This window comes from Psychrobacter sp. CX18, assembly GCF_057396215.1.
In genome coordinates this window covers 16,032-32,583 of the sequence record NZ_JBXYJH010000005.1, presented here as the reverse complement: position 1 = coordinate 32,583, position 16,552 = coordinate 16,032, and the positions used below count along the sequence as shown (strand labels likewise).

General features: G+C 37.8%; 14 protein-coding genes. 5 read left to right on the top strand and 9 right to left on the bottom strand.

Annotation, left to right across the window (positions count from 1 at the left end):
* The first annotated feature begins 38 nt into the window (after positions 1–38).
* On the top strand, positions 39–971 hold the full coding sequence (locus tag AC2SLT_RS05395; RefSeq protein WP_486546619.1) for a branched-chain amino acid transaminase: 933 nt from the start codon (positions 39–41) through the stop codon (positions 969–971).
* Positions 972–1,090: 119 nt separating this feature from the next.
* On the opposite strand, the gene AC2SLT_RS05390 is transcribed toward AC2SLT_RS05395, so the two are convergent.
* The 9 genes from AC2SLT_RS05390 to aspS all read right to left on the bottom strand — a co-directional run bounded on the left by AC2SLT_RS05390 (position 1,091) and on the right by aspS (position 11,500).
* On the bottom strand, positions 1,091–2,167 hold the full coding sequence (locus AC2SLT_RS05390) for an NAD-dependent epimerase (RefSeq protein WP_486546618.1): 1,077 nt from the start codon (positions 2,165–2,167) through the stop codon (positions 1,091–1,093).
* Between the two features lie 143 nt (positions 2,168–2,310).
* A complete protein-coding gene (locus AC2SLT_RS05385; RefSeq protein ID WP_486546617.1) occupies positions 2,311–2,952 on the bottom strand; it encodes a YrbL family protein in 642 nt (213 codons plus the stop codon).
* A 175-nt stretch (positions 2,953–3,127) separates the two neighbouring features.
* Positions 3,128–4,477, bottom strand: coding sequence for a glycosyltransferase (locus AC2SLT_RS05380; protein ID WP_486546616.1), 1,350 nt, complete (start codon positions 4,475–4,477; stop codon positions 3,128–3,130).
* 146 nt (positions 4,478–4,623) lie between these two features.
* Complete coding sequence (locus AC2SLT_RS05375) at positions 4,624–5,397, bottom strand: glycosyltransferase family 25 protein (protein ID WP_486546615.1); 774 nt, start codon at positions 5,395–5,397, stop codon at positions 4,624–4,626.
* A gap of 18 nt (positions 5,398–5,415) precedes the next feature.
* Positions 5,416–6,180: a glycosyltransferase family 25 protein gene (locus AC2SLT_RS05370; RefSeq protein WP_486546614.1), complete on the bottom strand. Its 765-nt coding sequence runs from the start codon at positions 6,178–6,180 to the stop codon at positions 5,416–5,418.
* Positions 6,181–6,293: 113 nt separating this feature from the next.
* Positions 6,294–7,286 carry a capsular polysaccharide biosynthesis protein gene (locus AC2SLT_RS05365; RefSeq protein WP_486546613.1) on the bottom strand — a complete coding sequence of 331 codons (993 nt, stop codon included), beginning with the start codon at positions 7,284–7,286 and terminating at the stop codon, positions 6,294–6,296.
* An 83-nt stretch (positions 7,287–7,369) separates the two neighbouring features.
* Positions 7,370–8,089 (bottom strand): glycosyltransferase, encoded by a 720-nt coding sequence (locus tag AC2SLT_RS05360; RefSeq protein WP_486546815.1) that lies wholly within the window; start codon positions 8,087–8,089, stop codon positions 7,370–7,372.
* Positions 8,090–8,470: 381 nt separating this feature from the next.
* Positions 8,471–9,406, bottom strand: a complete 936-nt coding sequence (locus tag AC2SLT_RS05355) for a lysophospholipid acyltransferase family protein (protein ID WP_486546612.1) — start codon at positions 9,404–9,406, stop codon at positions 8,471–8,473.
* Positions 9,407–9,694: 288 nt separating this feature from the next.
* Positions 9,695–11,500 carry an aspartate--tRNA ligase gene (gene aspS / locus AC2SLT_RS05350; RefSeq protein ID WP_486546611.1) on the bottom strand — a complete coding sequence of 602 codons (1,806 nt, stop codon included), beginning with the start codon at positions 11,498–11,500 and terminating at the stop codon, positions 9,695–9,697.
* A 293-nt stretch (positions 11,501–11,793) separates the two neighbouring features.
* Between aspS and sohB the strand changes: the two genes are divergently transcribed.
* From sohB to AC2SLT_RS05330, 4 genes are all read left to right on the top strand, one after another.
* Positions 11,794–12,792 (top strand): protease SohB, encoded by a 999-nt coding sequence (sohB, locus tag AC2SLT_RS05345; RefSeq protein ID WP_486546610.1) that lies wholly within the window; start codon positions 11,794–11,796, stop codon positions 12,790–12,792.
* A gap of 188 nt (positions 12,793–12,980) precedes the next feature.
* Positions 12,981–13,226, top strand: a complete 246-nt coding sequence (locus AC2SLT_RS05340; protein ID WP_486546609.1) for an alpha/beta fold hydrolase — start codon at positions 12,981–12,983, stop codon at positions 13,224–13,226.
* Between the two features lie 49 nt (positions 13,227–13,275).
* Positions 13,276–13,926 (top strand): DUF1543 domain-containing protein, encoded by a 651-nt coding sequence (locus AC2SLT_RS05335; protein ID WP_486546608.1) that lies wholly within the window; start codon positions 13,276–13,278, stop codon positions 13,924–13,926.
* Between the two features lie 104 nt (positions 13,927–14,030).
* Positions 14,031–16,307 carry a WG repeat-containing protein gene (locus AC2SLT_RS05330; protein ID WP_486546607.1) on the top strand — a complete coding sequence of 759 codons (2,277 nt, stop codon included), beginning with the start codon at positions 14,031–14,033 and terminating at the stop codon, positions 16,305–16,307.
* Positions 16,308–16,552 lie beyond the last annotated feature (245 nt).

Below are 16,552 nucleotides of genomic sequence, written 5' to 3'. Positions count from 1 at the left end.
CTTATAACCCCTTTATTTGAACTATTAGGATATGCACTATGAGTATGGCAACAACCGAAGGCAAGCTTTGGCTTAATGGCAATATGATTGAACAGCCAGATGCTAAAATCCACGTCTTAACCCACAGCTTACACTATGGTATGGCCGTCTTCGAAGGCGTGCGCGCCTATGAAACTGAAGATGGGCGTACTGCTATTTTTAGACTGAATGATCATACGGAGCGTCTACTTGGCTCTGCTAAAATTTTCCAGATGAATGTCCCATACGACAAAGCAACCTTAGACCAAGCTCAAAAGGATGTGGTCAAATTAAATAATTTTAAATCTGCTTATATTCGTCCTTTAATTTGGATAGGTGCTGAGAAGCTGGGTTTGTCATCACGTGATAATAGTATCAATGCTATGGTTGCGGCGTGGAAGTGGGGGGCGTATTTGGGTGAAGAGGGTATCCAAAAAGGTATCCGCGTTAAGACCTCTTCATACACTCATCACATGACTAACGTGACCATGTGTAAAGCCAAAGCTGCCAGTAATTATCCTGTGTCAATCATGGCGAACCAAGAAGTGACTCGCAATGGCTATGATGAAGCCATTTTAATGGACCCTCAGGGATATGTTTGCCAAGGCTCAGGGGAAAACCTGTTTTTAGTAAAAGACGGTGTGCTGCATACCCCAGATTTAGGGGGCGGCGCTTTAGATGGTATTACCCGTCGTACTATTATCCAGTTCGCAGAAGACTTAGGTATTAAAGTTGTCGAACGCCGTATCACTCGTGATGAGTTCTATTTGGCAGATGAAATATTTATGACAGGTACCGCAGCAGAAGTGACACCAATTCGTGAATATGATGATCGCATCATTGGCAATGGTGGCCGCGGTGAGTTAACAGAAAAACTGCAAAGCTTATATTTCGATGTGGTACATGGTCGCAATGAGAAATATATGGATTGGTTAAGTTTTATCGACGAGTAGACTATATTTGGTTAATTAAATATGGCATAAACAAAAGACCAAGCATATTTGCTCGGTCTTTTTTTGTTCTGATTACGGGTTTACTGTCTAACTTGCTTAATGTATGACAAAATTATCACCTAGACAGTATAAAATGCACGATACCAAGTGGCAAACTGCTTAATCCCTTCTGTTAAATTTGTATTGGGCTGAAATCCTGTTAATTGTGTTAACGTGCTGGAGTCTGCATAGGTAGATGCTACATCACCAGGCTGCATATCCATCATGATTTTATCAGCGTCAATACCAAGCTCTTTTTCCAAAGTAGCGATAAAATCCATCAACTTAACGGGTGAATTATTGCCAATGTTATAAATACGATAGGGCGCAGAAGACAGTTGCGGACTTGGGTTTTGAGGATCGAACACCTTATTGTCTTTGCTACCTGCTGGCGTGTCTAAAATGGAAATAACACCTTGGGCAATATCATCGACATAAGTAAAGTCGCGACTCATGTCGCCATGATTAAACACTTTAATCGGTCGATTATGCAATATAGCGTCAGCGAATAACATGGGTGCCATATCTGGACGTCCCCATGGGCCATAGACGGTAAAGAAACGTAGCCCTGTACAACGAATACCAAATAAATGGGCATAGGTATGCGCCATCATCTCATTTGATTTTTTAGTCGCTGCATATAGGGAAATAGGATGATCTGTATGGTCTGATGTCTTAAACGGCTGAGATTGATTTAAGCCATAAACAGATGAGCTTGAAGCAAAGCATAAATTATCGATATTATTCTGACGGCAACCCTCTAATATATGTAAAAATCCGACCACATTGGTTTCAACATACTGATGAGGGTTCTCAAGTGAATAACGAACCCCTGCTTGGGCAGCCAAATGGCAGACAGCATCAAATGAATACTCATTAAACAAGGTTTCCATGCCACTGCGATCTGAAATATCTAAACGAATAAAGCTGAAGTTTGACTGGGTTGACGATTGATAGTTTTCTAGCGCTTGAGGTGGTGCATCGGACTGTTGGCTACTAACAACAACGCCTAACTCTTTAAGCCGAGCTAATTTTAATGATACATCATAATACTGATTAAGATTGTCAATGCCGACGACCTCGTCTCCACGAGAGAGTAGCTTTTGACACACATGAAAACCAATAAACCCTGCAGCACCTGTGACTAGTATTTTCATAAAGAACGTCCAAAAAAAGAGCAGTGTATATCAACCACCAAGATAGGGTTGAAATAGTTAAAGTATTAAATTGATTGCATTAATAAGTCAACAGTTTAAGTCTGAGAGGCTTGTGGGTAACATAATCAAGGTTTAAAGAGTTCTTAATCGAATTTTAAGGAGTCGTCTATATTAAGTAATTGATTTTTTAATTTTTTTTCAACTTTTCTAATGTTATGAGTATTAATCGATTTGAACATTGAGCGTAGGGGAATGATTACTTTTTCACCTATACCATCGACCAGTACAAATTCTGGTTTATTTTGACGTGCTTCGGTATACATAATACCACCTAAATTGACTTCACCGAAGATAACATGGTACTTACAGCAATCATCAAAAAATTGATTAAAAGCATCTTTAATATCGTCGTCAAACAAACCTTCTTGAACAATCTGTTCGATAGTCATTGGCTTGTCAAAAGGACTGACAACTTTTTCAGCAACCAAACCTAACCCCTTATCGGTGGGTTCAAAGCCATACACTTTTTCAACAGGGAAAATATATTTATGTTTCTTATAGTAGGTCTTACACAGCTGTAAATATTGAATGATTTCACGCCTAAATTGACGATAAATACCTTGATGACGATGAGCACGGATAGCATTTTGTTCGACTCTTCCTCCATCATCAGTTGCTCTATCTGGAATCATTAACTTAATAACTTTGTCATCATCACGTGGGTGCTGATATACATATTTATGACGACCTCGGCCTAATAGATCAAGTTCATCAATCTTTATCATTTAAAATCACCTTAATGCTTAACATGTGAGGATATAATATAGTTTAAGAGATTATGGCAGACAGCTGTGTTATAAGCTGCTCTTAATGCTAATCGGATATTATAACTGATTGCGTGTGTAGCTATTAAAAAGTATTTTTTATGGGAAAAAGTAATTAAAAAGAGAGGTAACAATTTTAAAATAAACTAAGCAGTCTTTTTTTCAATGACATGCTTGATTTCATCTTAATAGGGTTAGGGTATTTATTACTTAGCCCGTAGCTTGATCGATAAAACTCTAATAAACGAGATGTATCTTTGAGTTGATATTCAATTAACGTCTCTTCAAGTAGATGAATAAATAGCTTGTCATTAAAGAAAGGTGTCGATAAAGCTTCAGAGAAATAGTCTAGCTTGTGATATAAAGACTCTAAAGCAGGATTTGGAGTAAAACTAACATTGTTATATTTTTCTATAAATTTAGGCCAGTTTTGAGTTGAGAGAGACGATTTTAGTAGTTGATATATTTCATTGCTATCGATTTCTGTGTGAGTTGCCAACTGCTTTTTGAATGTGGTTTCATCAATAGGGCTGAGGGTGCTACCTATGAAGTTATAATCTTTAAGACAGTGGAAGTTATTAGTAGTAACTAGTCCAACTAAATTTCCATTTGGAGTTAAAACGCATACAGGCTTTCTGTTAGCAAGGCCTTCAAGTACCACACGTCCCAGCCCGGCAATACCATAATATTTAGGTATTAAAGAAGCGATGTCTTCTATTTCACCAAGAAAGGTCAACTCTAAATTAAGATTTAGAGCCTTTATATGTGACTTAAGCTTTTTAATAGCAGCTTTATGGCCACCACCAGCTACATGAACTTTTGTAATCTCACATGAGTTTGTAGCCTTTAGAAACCTAAGAATAGAGGGAAACTTTTCAGGACTTAGCCTGCTTACTATTAGCCAAGAGTTATGGGGTTCATTAATAGATTGTGATTTATACTTATCAAGGTTTATTAGATTTGGGATGATAGATGCTTTGGGGGCTTGAGTATTTATTATGGAGTCAAGGTGTTTAGAGACAGTGATTGATAAGCTTACACTTTTATCAGCTAAGCTTTGGTAAATAATGCGCTCGATGGGTTTCTTATAAATATCGGGTGTGCCATGGATGGTTGAGATGACAGGTATTTTGCATATTTGAGATGCTATAATTGCTGCAAATACAAATTTATTAAACATATGGACACTTAAAACGTCGATATTTTTTTGGCGTATCGTATGAATAATACAATGTACTAGATTAATAAACTCGTTTGCCTCATCTAAGTCATCGATCTCGACAGATACCAGGTCATCAATAGATAGTAACTCTACAATATTAGAACTTATCTTTTTTGAAGGCGCGAGAAAAGTGATTTGGTAGTTACTTTTTTTTAAGTATTGAAATTCATCAACCCATCGCGTTTCAATGCCTCCAATGACATCGAGTCGATGATATACAAAAAGTATGTTTTTTTGAGAAGGGTTAGTAATAATAGAATCCATAGTACCTCGTGTTTTATGATGGCTATTTTGGCTTAACTTAAAAGTTTAACTTTCTAAGTATTAGAAGTGGATATGTTAAGTAAGAGCAAATTAAAACCCAGAAGTTTTATACTATTTTAATAACTAACCAAGCTTTAAGTCTTCATTTATTTAAAGGGAATTTCCGTAGCAAAAAGATGTTCTTTAGATTGATTAACGACTCGGTTTACCTCTCTTTTTAACTTCGCAAAGCCTTTCTTTTTTTCAGCTTTCATTCTTTTTCTACGCTCATCTTCTAAAGAACTTGTAAATACTAAATCACTCTTTCCTTCTTTTAATATCATCTCTTGCGCACAGATGGCCGGTGTCATTTGATATACTGGTTCAATGTGTTTGTTAATAAAAATATCAAAGATGATTTCATCAATAGGCTGGAGTCTACTTTTAATAAGAAAATCAAAGAATTGCTTGGCTCCTTGATTAGATAGAATATAGCCAGCTGCTCCTAAGTTTTTGCCTATTAGCTGAGTTATTTGACGTCGACCTGCCAAAATATTGGTAGCTTTCTTTGATAGCAATGCTTTCTTTGAAAAAGCTTCAATTTTAATGATGTTCCACTCAGGCTTTATCCAACTAGACTGGTTAAGTAGCTCTTTTGCATCCTCACCCAAGTAGATATCATCCTCAAAGACAGCAATATAAGGGATGTTTTCGTCAATTGTTTTTTTCCAAATAGCAATATGACTCATCATACAAGCCAACTCACCTGGAGTTAGACTAGCATCCTGAGTGTTTAGACCTAAAGATTTAGCGAAACTTGCTGCTGTGTCTGGAGTCAAAGCATCAAAGAACTCAAAATCAATATGATGTTTACCAAACTCTTCTTCAATATGAGCTCTACGGTCATTAGCAGACTGTAAGCTAATAACAAATTTCTTCATAGTAAGGATAATCCTGCATTATTTGCTAGTGACTAAGTTTTTAATGGCCGCCGCTTTATATTGCAGCATTCTTTTTTGCTTTTTTAAATTATAAGTGGCGTCGCGGCCCTCTTTTTCTTTACGGGATATCTTTTGTGAAGCCTGCGTTCCTAAAATATCGCTATCAATACCCATTGGGCTAATTACCGCAGGCCAAACTCCCAATCCTTTACCGTTTTGACTCAGCCATCTTTGAAAGAAGATATCGACTGGCATCGTAATTGGTTTACCCTGTTTGACAAACTCTTCGGCACCTTTTCGAGACCAAATCAGTCCTAATCCACGAATAGGGAAGTAGTAAGCGTGCCAAAGACTATGGTCTTGTATATCAGTAATATCCTTAGCTAATTTCTTCTTTTTAGCCGCTATATTAACCAGATACCAATCTAAGTCTTGATGATCATGGAGATACCTTAATGTGTCTTCGATAACACACTTAAAACTATCTGTCATCTTCATATCATCTTCTAGGACGATTAGCATATCAGCATCGGTCTCAAGAAATTTCTCCGCACATTGATAATGACTTAAATAGCATCCAATCTCTGAGTTCAAAAGACTTCGACCTAGATTTTCTCTTGATATTTCATCATTATAGTCTTCAAAACTTGACAGAGATTTACCACGTCCATCGTAAGCGGAAACTCTTTCAAAAGACCAGTTAATTTTATTAAGTTGTTCAGTTGATTTCTCTAACCGATCATAACTGCCATCTAAATTAATTAAATAGGTTAAGACTTTCATAATAAGAATCTTTGTTATATGAGTTTATGAAGAAAAGTTTTTAAAGGAGTAAGCAAAGTTTTTATTAATAATCAACTATGTTGCGTCAGAAAGTACACTGTCTTTAATACCATTTAAATGGATAAAAGTGAGTCGGGTAGATTTTCTATAAATTTGTTATGCATGGCATCATTAATAAGGTTTAAGTCTTTCTCATTTAGTAAATCAATGCTTTGAATGCAACCATATTTAATTGTTGGATTATCTAACCCTTCTATAAAACGATTGATACTGCGCTCATCTTTGAGATAGTTAATTTCGATATCTGGTTTTAAAACAACTTCACCCTGCATAATTTTCAAATGATTCATTAAAGAGATTGGGTTGAACTGATTAACGTCTCTAAATTTGTATTTGATTTGATTTTCTAGTAGCTCAGGGCGAGTTAATAGAAAGTCCTTCAGTATATTTTTATCGACAATATGCGGATAATGATGGATTTCAAAAAACTTATTGAAACCGGCGATTTTAGCACCCATCATTTGAGCAATCGTATGTTTAGGTTGAATGGGTTTTCCTACTAGCTTCTGCAAGGACTTTCGGTATTTTAGTTTGGCATGAATAGGCAAACTGTTTCGCCAATGGCCATAAATTACCATATTATCATCTTCTAGAAAGTCACTAACAGTAGCAGCCTGGTTGAAATAAAAGTCATCATTTAAATAAATAAAATAATCAGATAGCCCAGGAATATTCCATAACATGGTTTCTATTGAGCGGGTATTAAACGTTGGTAGAGAGTGTTCGAAATTCTTAAACAATACCTTGTGATCAATAATACGGATTTTATGTGAATCGCATTGATTCAAAGCTGAAAACTCATCAATAAATTCAGGTCTCTGATCGTCAGTAACAATATAGATATGACGACAGAAAGGAACATATTTAAGAATTGAGCCAATGTTATAGTAAATTTCGTCATTACTGGCAAACCTCGTTGAGCTAATGGCATCAGACGCAGCTTTGGCATTTTTTTGATATTGAGCTCTTTTAAACTTGAGTTTAGGATCGTCACCATCCACCCAGAGTATAACAATGTCTAACTCTTTTACTGTGTGTTGCGTCATAATGTCATCCAACAGTAACTACATGAATAGTATTTTTGAGGTGTATGTCCAAAGTTTGTGATTAAAATAGGCCATAGACAAAACTACCGCCAATACTGTTTTAGCCAAGGACTCGGCTTTACATGACGATACCATTTACCGCCACCCCCTTTAATGGCATCAGGTGGATTAATCTCACCATGAAAGATAATTATTTTAGCACCCTCAGGTAACCTTGGCGCTTTAATGAAGTTTAAGGGAGTAGGTGGTAGACATTGGTATTTAAAGCTAACACACCACGTCTTATCCCAATACTCTAAATGATGATGTTCACGTAGATAGTTAGACAAATAAGCTTGCTCATGGCGAACTTCAGCGCTGATTTTAGAGAAGTTTTGTTCAAAGTTGCTGAGAAGATTAGGATACGTGTTTTGACCAATTTTAAATCGATATACTGAGCTATTACCGACCATACGCCAAGGCTTTTTCCAGTCTCGGATAATGACCACACTATCCTCAAACTTAGCTTTATAGTCAAAAAAAGCATTAATATTATCAACAATAACAATATCGATATCTAGAAATAACGCAGTACCTTTTAAGTCATATAATTCAGGGTTAAAGGTAGTCAGCTTTTTCCAACCACGCTCAGGTAATCCATCTGGTAGATCCAGCTCGGGAATGGGGTAACATTTTATAGCGCTGTCTATACCCGTTTCATCATCCGTTAAGCATACCATTTCAAAATCGAGGGTTAAATGACGTTTGACCATGTTATATAAGCGATTAACGTATTCAGGACCATATTTGGTGCCCCATTTCATACAAATAACGTAGCGCTTATCTTCTGTTTTAGGGTTTTTAGTATTGAGAATACCAGCCTGATCAAAGCCTTCTTGATCTAAATCGTTTGTATTAGCAGAGTTGATGGACATTGGTGACTCGCATCATATAAATATTAGGGTTTAAATAATAAGATTATTCGATTTTAACAGATTATACAGCGGCGGTTAATGCTGATTTGATCATCTGACAGTATGGGGTTTGGATTGTCTGGTTGATTTTTATACTCGTTTGGCAAGTTAAATTGACGAGTTATTTGGCTTATTCTCTTGGCTTGTTGCTTAGCTGATTGTCTTGTCTAATTGTTTAGCTAGTTGTTATGACTCATTATCAAGACTAGTTATCTAGACTAATTATCTAGACTAATTATCTAGCAAATCAGCGTGATTAGGTAATACGTAAGTGTCAATAAAGAGTTGTAACTCTGTATCTGTGGCTTTGTAAGGATTTTTAATAATAGGCACATGCTTAAAGCGTCTATAGCCCCACATATAATGAGTAGGGAAGGCTCTAATCATAACCTCCATCGCTTTATTTAAAGCGGTGGTTGCCACTACCATATCTTTCGAGTATAAGTCGGGGTCATCAAGTTTGGTGCAATAAATATCAAATCGATTGTTTTGATTACGTACACAGCTAAGTCCAACCAATGAACATTTTGTTTTACTGGCAAGTTTGGGTGCTAACGTGCTACTTAAGGTTTCAATGCCAAAAAAAGGGACAATAACGCCTCCTGATGGCTGTGGAACGTGATCAGGTAGCACAATACTAAACCCACCAGATTTTAAGGTTTTGAAAAGGGCTTTAACACCTGCTGCATTGGTCGGTACGAGGGTAGCATTAAGCCGTTCACGACCTTGCAGAATAAATTCATTGCTAAGCTTTCCCTTAACAGGTTTATATAAAATTGTTGGGGAACCAAATTGATTGAGCCATGCATTCATAATCTCCCAAGTGCCGATATGCGGCACAATGGCAAGCATACCATTTGGATTTTGTAATGCGTCTTTGAGTATATTTTCATTATAGACTGTATCAATTTGATGGAGGCTCCATTCAGGAGGCATGGCCCAACTTTTTAATGCTTCAACTACACTTAGAGCTTGATGACAAATGATTTCTTGTTGGAGGGTATCACGCTCATCAGAGTTAAGCTCTGGATACGCGAGACGCAAATTGATGTCTATACTGCGTTTAATAGATAAATGGGGAATAGCCTGTGCAGCTTGAGTGGTTTGAAGTGCCACCTTCCGCATGACGGACAATGGCACATATTTAATCAGATTTAAGGGGTTCATCGTATATTTACCTGCTGGTGTGGCGATAATTTATGTCCTTTATTTATGTCCTTAATCTAGGTCTTTAAATAAGGTCCATTGAGTGACATCATAGGGATAATTATTGCCATACCACTTGTATTTACACTGCTTATAAAAATTAAACGATAAAAACAACCAGACAGTAAATACATGTTGAGGGTTAAAGTTCAAAAGCTGTATCCACAAACTAAAGTTAGACAGGTTTTAGGCAAAAACAGTCAATTGTAAGTTGTGAATACAGCTTCTAAAAGCTTTATGAAAAGTTGCTTACTCTTTGGTCTCAGTCTGCGGTTTTTCACGTAAACGAATACCAAGCTCACGTAACTGACGGCTATCCACTTCAGCAGGGGCTTGAGTTAATGGACAATCTGCGGTCTTGGTTTTAGGGAAGGCTATCACGTCACGGATAGAGCTAGCACCCACCATTAGCATAATCAGACGATCTAAGCCAAATGCTAGACCACCATGAGGGGGCGCACCAAACTTAAGAGCATCTAGCAAGAAGCTGAACTTCTCATTCGCTTCTTCTTCAGAGATACCCAGTGCATCAAATACCGCACGTTGCATATCAACTGTATTAATACGCAGACTACCACCGCCAATTTCAGTACCGTTTAAGACCATATCATAGGCGACCGAAAGAGCAGTTTCAGGATTGTTTTTAAGCTCTTCAACTGAGCCTTTAGGCATGGTGAACGGGTGGTGCATAGAGGTCCATTTGCCATCGTCCGTCTCTTCAAACATAGGGAAGTCAACGACCCATAGTGGCGCCCACTCACAAGTTTGCATGTCCATATCTAGGCCAATCTTGACACGTAACGCACCCATAGCATCATTGACAACTTTGGCCTTATCAGCACCAAAGAAGATGATATCGCCATCTTGAGCCTCTGTACGTTCAACAAGGGCTTTAAGCACCTCATCTGTCATATTTTTGATAATAGGCGACTGTAGGCCTGACTCTTTATCAACGCCATTGTTAATGTTGCTGGCATCATTGACTTTGATATAAGCCAAACCACGTGCGCCGTAAATACCAACGAATTTAGTGTATTCATCGATCTGCTTACGAGTTAGTGAGCCACCATTTGGCACACGTAGAGCTGCCACACGTCCTTTGGGATCGTTAGCAGGGCCAGCGAACACTTTAAACTCAACATCTTGCATTAGATCTGCGACATCGACTAATTTCATAGGGATTCGCAAGTCAGGCTTGTCTGACGCATAATCACGCATTGCTTCTGCATAAGTCATGCGAGGGAATTTACCAAGATCAACATCTAACATGGTTTTGAATAGGTTTTGGATTAACCCTTCATTAATATTCATGATGTCTTCTTCATTTAAAAAAGACGTCTCGATATCAATCTGGGTGAATTCTGGCTGACGATCAGCACGTAAATCTTCATCACGGAAACATTTCGCAATTTGATAATAGCGATCAAAGCCTGCGACCATGAGTAGCTGTTTGAATAACTGGGGTGACTGCGGTAAAGCAAAGAAGTTACCTGGGCGAGTACGTGACGGAACAAGATAGTCACGTGCACCCTCTGGCGTTGCCCGTGTTAGGATAGGGGTCTCAACATCTAAGAAACCATGGTCATCTAGATAGCGGCGAATGGTTGAGGTCGCTTTTGCTCTAAATACCATTCGTTCTTGCATTTCAGGACGACGCATATCAAGATAGCGATATTTTAAGCGTAGATCTTCGTTAACAGTGGTATTTTCGTCATTTAATGGGAATGGCGGTGTTTCAGACTTGGCCAATACTTCAATGTCTTTGCCCAAAAGTTCAACCTGACCACTGGTCATGTTTGGATTTTCAGTACCTTCGTAACGCTTACGCACACGGCCAGTGATTTTTAATACATATTCAGGACGTGCTGCATCAGCGGTGGCAAATGCTTCAGGGGTGTCAGGGTCAATGACCACTTGCAATAGACCTTCACGGTCACGCATGTCTAAAAAGATAACACCACCATGGTCACGTCGACGGTGTACCCATCCTGTTACAGTGATGGTTTGATCAAGTAACGCCTCGGTTACTGCCCCACAATACTCGGTACGCATCATAAATTATTCACTACCTATTATAAAATTAAAGAGTATGTTTCAATAAGAATTTTTATCAAACGTACATTATGCCTAATCTTAGCTATTGATACAACCGAACACCCTTGAAATAATACAAATGCAAACGCATATTAAGAGGTATTGAAATATAAAAATCCCTAAACCAAAACTTATAAAATTTAAATCCCAAAGTTGCCAACCCAGTGTTTATATTTAGATCTAATTTAATATCAAGTCCCAATTAACACGATATATATACGTGATCTACCCGTTCATACCCATAAGGAATCGTTATGTTGTTTCATTCTGCTAAAAACCCTGTTGAATTAAAAGTTATCCACCTAAACAAAAGCCAAGATGAACGTCGTAAGCGTTTGATTGAAGTATTAGAAGATAAGCATGGGGTTAAACAATTTCAAAAAGCGTTGGCAAAAAAGGCTAAGCAAGCTTTAAAAGATAAAAGCAAACATAAATCTAAAGAAAAACGCATTTTCGTATTAGATTTCGATGGTGATATTAAAGCGTCTGCCGTAAAACATTTACGTGAAGAAATTAGCGCGATTATCAGTACCGCCAATGAAAACGATGAAGTCGTACTTCGTCTAGAGTCAGGTGGCGGTATGGTGCACAGCTATGGTCTTGCGGCTGCGCAATTGGTTCGCCTAAAAGATGCGGGTCTGACGTTGACCGTCTGTGTTGATAAAATTGCAGCCAGTGGCGGTTATATGATGGCCTGTGTGGCGGATAAAATATTAGCCGCACCATTTGCGGTGATTGGCTCTATCGGTGTGGTCTCTCAAATGCCTAACTTTAATAAATGGCTGAAAAACCATGACATTGATTATGAGATGTTCACCGCAGGCGAGTACAAACGCACAGTCACTGTATTTGGTGAAAATGATGATGAAGATCGTGCCAAGTATAAAGAAGAGCTTGAACAAACCCACAAACTGTTTAAGCATTTTGTGACTACCTATCGACCTACGCTAGAGGTCGATAACGTAGCGAATGGTGACCATTGGTATGGTGAAGATGCGTTACATCTAAATTTAGTGGACGAGTTAAAGACTTCGGATGCTTATTTGTTAGAACAAATGAAACATCACCAAGCTTATGCGTTACAGTCTCGCAAAAAGCCCACTTTTGCAGAAAAGCTTGGCTTAGCAAATGCAGCGCACACAGCAGTATCTGGTTTGGTCAGCACGGCCACACAATCATTACTACAGGCTGCAGGTGATAAATTACCAGAAGTAATGACTCGAATAGAGCAAGACAAGCGTTTTAAGCGTTAGTGAGCACTGCATAACTCTAGACTCACTGAATAATAGCAGCCGTGTCAAAGCTGTTTTGAGTTCAAAGTAAAGTAAAGCTGGCTTAACTCAATACGTTCATCCTAATGAAAGAAAGCGACCTCATGAGTCGCTTTTTTTTGTCGCTATAATAGTAAACAGACACTAATAATGAACTCATTATAAAAGGTATGACAAAGAGCGTAACGTTTGTACTTCTGTGTTCAACATTAACGATGACCGGCTGTATCTTGAAAACTGATTTGACAGCATCACAGCTCAACAAATGGAGGCTGCCAAACAATGAGCTAGTGGTGTTTGATAATTTAGGTCATTTACCTCATGAAGAGTATAGCGTTGCGACAGTGCAGGTGGTCATGGCGTTTTTAGATAAACATCCGATTCAGCCCGTGAAAACAATTAACGTTAGCAAATGATAATGTTAGCAAATGATAATATAACTCATTAATCTATATAAGGTGTCCTATGTCAACTCTGTTTATGGTACAACTTGGTGCCCGTCCCAAAGGTCGTCTGATTGAGCAACATGATATGTTTTTTGGGGTGGCAGAAAAGGTTGGCGACTTGATTCCTGCTATCAATACCCATTGGCCAGAGGTCAAAGATAAGTGGCATATTGATTCATACCGTGCAGTAACGAATGTTGAAGGTACAGATGGCAAGCGGTATTACATTTCATGGCAGGCTGAGGATGAGAAGTTATCCAAAGCAGAGGATGAACAATCAACAGATAAAAGCCAAGCGCTAAAGCTATATTTTATATATTTAGGTGGCTATCAAAAGGGCAGTATTGAAGAGTTTCATCACAAACTGCTTGTCGTTGCGCCCACCCAAGCGGCTGCCATGAAGCATGCTCGCCAGACCGAATTTTATAAAATGTTTAGTGTGAAAGATCCAGACTCAATTATCAATGGCGCCTCGCATATCGATGACAAAATGCAGGTCGATGTTGACGAGATATATGATGTCAATGGTCTGCTTACTGCTGGCAGGACTTCTGGCAGAATTGTTATCTCACCGATTGATAGTGAGGAGAATCACGGTGGGCAAGTCAGTGAAGATAAAGACTTTGTCGGTTATTTAAACATTAAGAAGTTAAAGAGTCTTGAGCTTTAAAGGTCATGTATTATTTTAGACTAACTCAGTGCATACTTTAGCGAGATTCACTTTAAAATCTTTACAATTTGCCTTTTGAAAATAGAGCTCATATGACAGTTATCATGCACAAGACTAGCCTTCTTTCTCAAAAGTGTTTAACTCATGCAATTAAAGCTATTATTGCACTTAGCTTATCTATAGGCAATATTTCACATGCTAATGACTATGATAATCTAGAGCCTCTTTTGATTTTACCCTGCCAGTTAGACAAGGGTAATTCTCTACCTGAAAATATAGTATTTCCACCTTATCCTTACCCGTGTGGTTTTGTAGATGGTATTGCACCCGTGATGGGCTTTGACAGCCTATCATTTGAAAAAGTGAGTGTGTTTCATCATCAAAATCAAAGTAATCCAAACTCAGCTGATAATATAAAAGTTCCGCAACCCAAATTTGGCTTTGTTAATACTCAAGGCGTGGTCGTTATTCCGTTACAGTACGACAGGATTATGCCAGAATCAGTCACAATAGATAACAAAGAGCAGATCCTATATGAGGCTTCTAAAGACGGCTGGGCAGGTATACTGACAGCACAGGGTGACGTTTTAGTACCATTCGACTATATTGAGGCACAGGTGAGGAGTTATAAAGATAGTATAGAAGTAACAACGGCTAATCTACTGCCAACCAATAGTGCTATAGACAGCGAAACGGTAAAACTTGACCAAATCGAGTTAGGCGATCTTCAGACGGAAGAATTTCAACTTCTACAGGGCTTATATAGTCTAAAAGGGGAACAAATTGCCCCTGCTATTTACGAAGATATCTATATCTTTGATGATTTAAATGTCTCCTATAGCTTTAAGATTTCTAATAACAACAAATTCATTCAAGGTGCTGAGGCATTAATTGGTGCGAAAAAAGAGGGTAAATGGGGCTTTTTGAATAGACAAGGCGAGGTAGTGTACCCCTTTGTTTTAGAGTATGACCGTGTAGATCCAAGCAGCATGCCCAATGATTTATTAGAAGTTATTAAAGAAGGTAAACACGGTGTGGTGAACCGCAAAAATCAGATCATAATCCCCCTAAAATATGAAAAGATAGAGAATTTTCTAGTAGGACAAAAAGTTAGTATTGGTGATGAGCTTTTCAAAGTTGAAAAAGATAATAAAGTAGGGATTATAAATCGTAGCAATCAAGCTTTAATACCCCTTGAATATCATAGTATCAACTTGCGTAAAGACGGTTTGATTAGTGCTACAAAGTCTACTGATACTGCGTCTAAAAATACTAATGACGCTACAGACGATCACCTCAGAATAGAAAAAGCCCCCAAACTTGGGTTAATTACCTTAAACAATGACATTATTTATCCTTTCGAATTAGAAGAATTTTGGTATGAGATTGAGGGCACGCACCTTAGAATTGTCAAAAAAGATGGTAAATACGGCTTGGCTACGTTTATAGACCAACAGTATCAACAAGTTGTGCCTTTTATTTACGATAAATTATCCTTATCAGGAACTAAATCTAATGGTAGAGATAATACGCTCAATCCAGATATTAACCCATTAGATATGTATAATGAACCCTTAGCATATATGAGCTTTGATAATGCTCACAATAGACAACATCCAGACTTTGATACCTTTAAAAACAAACGGTATTTTGTTGCTGAAGTAGGTGATAAGAAAGGGCTATTATACTTGTCAGGTGAGATGATTCTACCTATCAAATTTGATGAAATCGAATACGTTAAAGGAATGAATTACCCTCTGATTGTTGGTGCTCGGTCAACGGATAAAGAGTATCAATATCAATGGCAGTTTTATAATTTAGCTACAGGTGAGCCTAGTAGTGAGGTATTTGACGATATAGACCAAAGCGTGCTGGGTTATAAGTTAAATTCTGGACTAATCGCAGTTAAGCAGGGCGATAAGTATGGCTATATCGATTCTAATGCGCAGATAGCGATAGAGCCTGAGTATCAAATAGCTCATCAGTTTGTACAAGGATTTGCTATTGTGCAAAAGGATAACAAATGGCTAGCTATTAATACGACTGGTGAAATAGTAAGGCACTTAGGAAAGTATGATTATGTTAGTGGGTTTGCAGGGTACTATAGGTCAACCGATGATGTGTTAAATAATGGGGTCATGATAGTTAAATCTGCTGATAAGAAAGGACTTATCAATATAAAGGGTAAAATAGTTATACCTTTAAAATTCGAGAATATAGAAGAGCTTAAAAGGTTTGAAATTTATGATATGTTTGTCGCTACTGACGAGAATAGCCAAGAATATTTTTTTGATAATCATGGTAAACAGTATTCATATGAAGAAATTAAAGAGCTGGCATTAGAATCACATGATAGACAAAATTCACTTATTAGTTATTGAGTTGGATTTAACTATGTCATTACGGGTAATAGAGTTTATGCTAGCCAATATTTTTATTTAAGTTGGAAAATCCTTCCCAACCCTTCCTTTGAAAAAGGAAGGTAGCTGACCTTTTTGGGTTTAAAAGTGATGCAGTCTGGATTTTAAAGGTAGGAAGCATTGTAAGGAAAAAGTACTTGTAAACTTAAATTTGATGAGTTGACTATACTGAATTCGGGTTATCTTATGACATTTAGATACACCTA

What these genes read in the sequence shown, in the direction of transcription:
- AC2SLT_RS05330 (WP_486546607.1), top strand. Translation starts at nt 14,031, where the DNA reads ATGCACAAGACTAGCCTTCTTTCTCAAAAGTGTTTAACTCATGCAATT.
- AC2SLT_RS05385 (WP_486546617.1), bottom strand. Translation starts at nt 2,952, where the DNA reads ATGATAAAGATTGATGAACTTGATCTATTAGGCCGAGGTCGTCATAAA.
- aspS (WP_486546611.1), bottom strand. Translation starts at nt 11,500, where the DNA reads ATGATGCGTACCGAGTATTGTGGGGCAGTAACCGAGGCGTTACTTGAT.
- AC2SLT_RS05375 (WP_486546615.1), bottom strand. Translation starts at nt 5,397, where the DNA reads ATGAAGAAATTTGTTATTAGCTTACAGTCTGCTAATGACCGTAGAGCT.
- AC2SLT_RS05365 (WP_486546613.1), bottom strand. Translation starts at nt 7,286, where the DNA reads ATGACGCAACACACAGTAAAAGAGTTAGACATTGTTATACTCTGGGTG.
- AC2SLT_RS05335 (WP_486546608.1), top strand. Translation starts at nt 13,276, where the DNA reads ATGTCAACTCTGTTTATGGTACAACTTGGTGCCCGTCCCAAAGGTCGT.
- AC2SLT_RS05355 (WP_486546612.1), bottom strand. Translation starts at nt 9,406, where the DNA reads ATGAACCCCTTAAATCTGATTAAATATGTGCCATTGTCCGTCATGCGG.
- AC2SLT_RS05390 (WP_486546618.1), bottom strand. Translation starts at nt 2,167, where the DNA reads ATGAAAATACTAGTCACAGGTGCTGCAGGGTTTATTGGTTTTCATGTG.
- AC2SLT_RS05360 (WP_486546815.1), bottom strand. Translation starts at nt 8,089, where the DNA reads ATGAAATGGGGCACCAAATATGGTCCTGAATACGTTAATCGCTTATAT.
- AC2SLT_RS05395 (WP_486546619.1), top strand. Translation starts at nt 39, where the DNA reads ATGAGTATGGCAACAACCGAAGGCAAGCTTTGGCTTAATGGCAATATG.
- AC2SLT_RS05340 (WP_486546609.1), top strand. Translation starts at nt 12,981, where the DNA reads ATGACAAAGAGCGTAACGTTTGTACTTCTGTGTTCAACATTAACGATG.
- sohB (WP_486546610.1), top strand. Translation starts at nt 11,794, where the DNA reads ATGTTGTTTCATTCTGCTAAAAACCCTGTTGAATTAAAAGTTATCCAC.
- AC2SLT_RS05380 (WP_486546616.1), bottom strand. Translation starts at nt 4,477, where the DNA reads ATGGATTCTATTATTACTAACCCTTCTCAAAAAAACATACTTTTTGTA.
- AC2SLT_RS05370 (WP_486546614.1), bottom strand. Translation starts at nt 6,180, where the DNA reads ATGAAAGTCTTAACCTATTTAATTAATTTAGATGGCAGTTATGATCGG.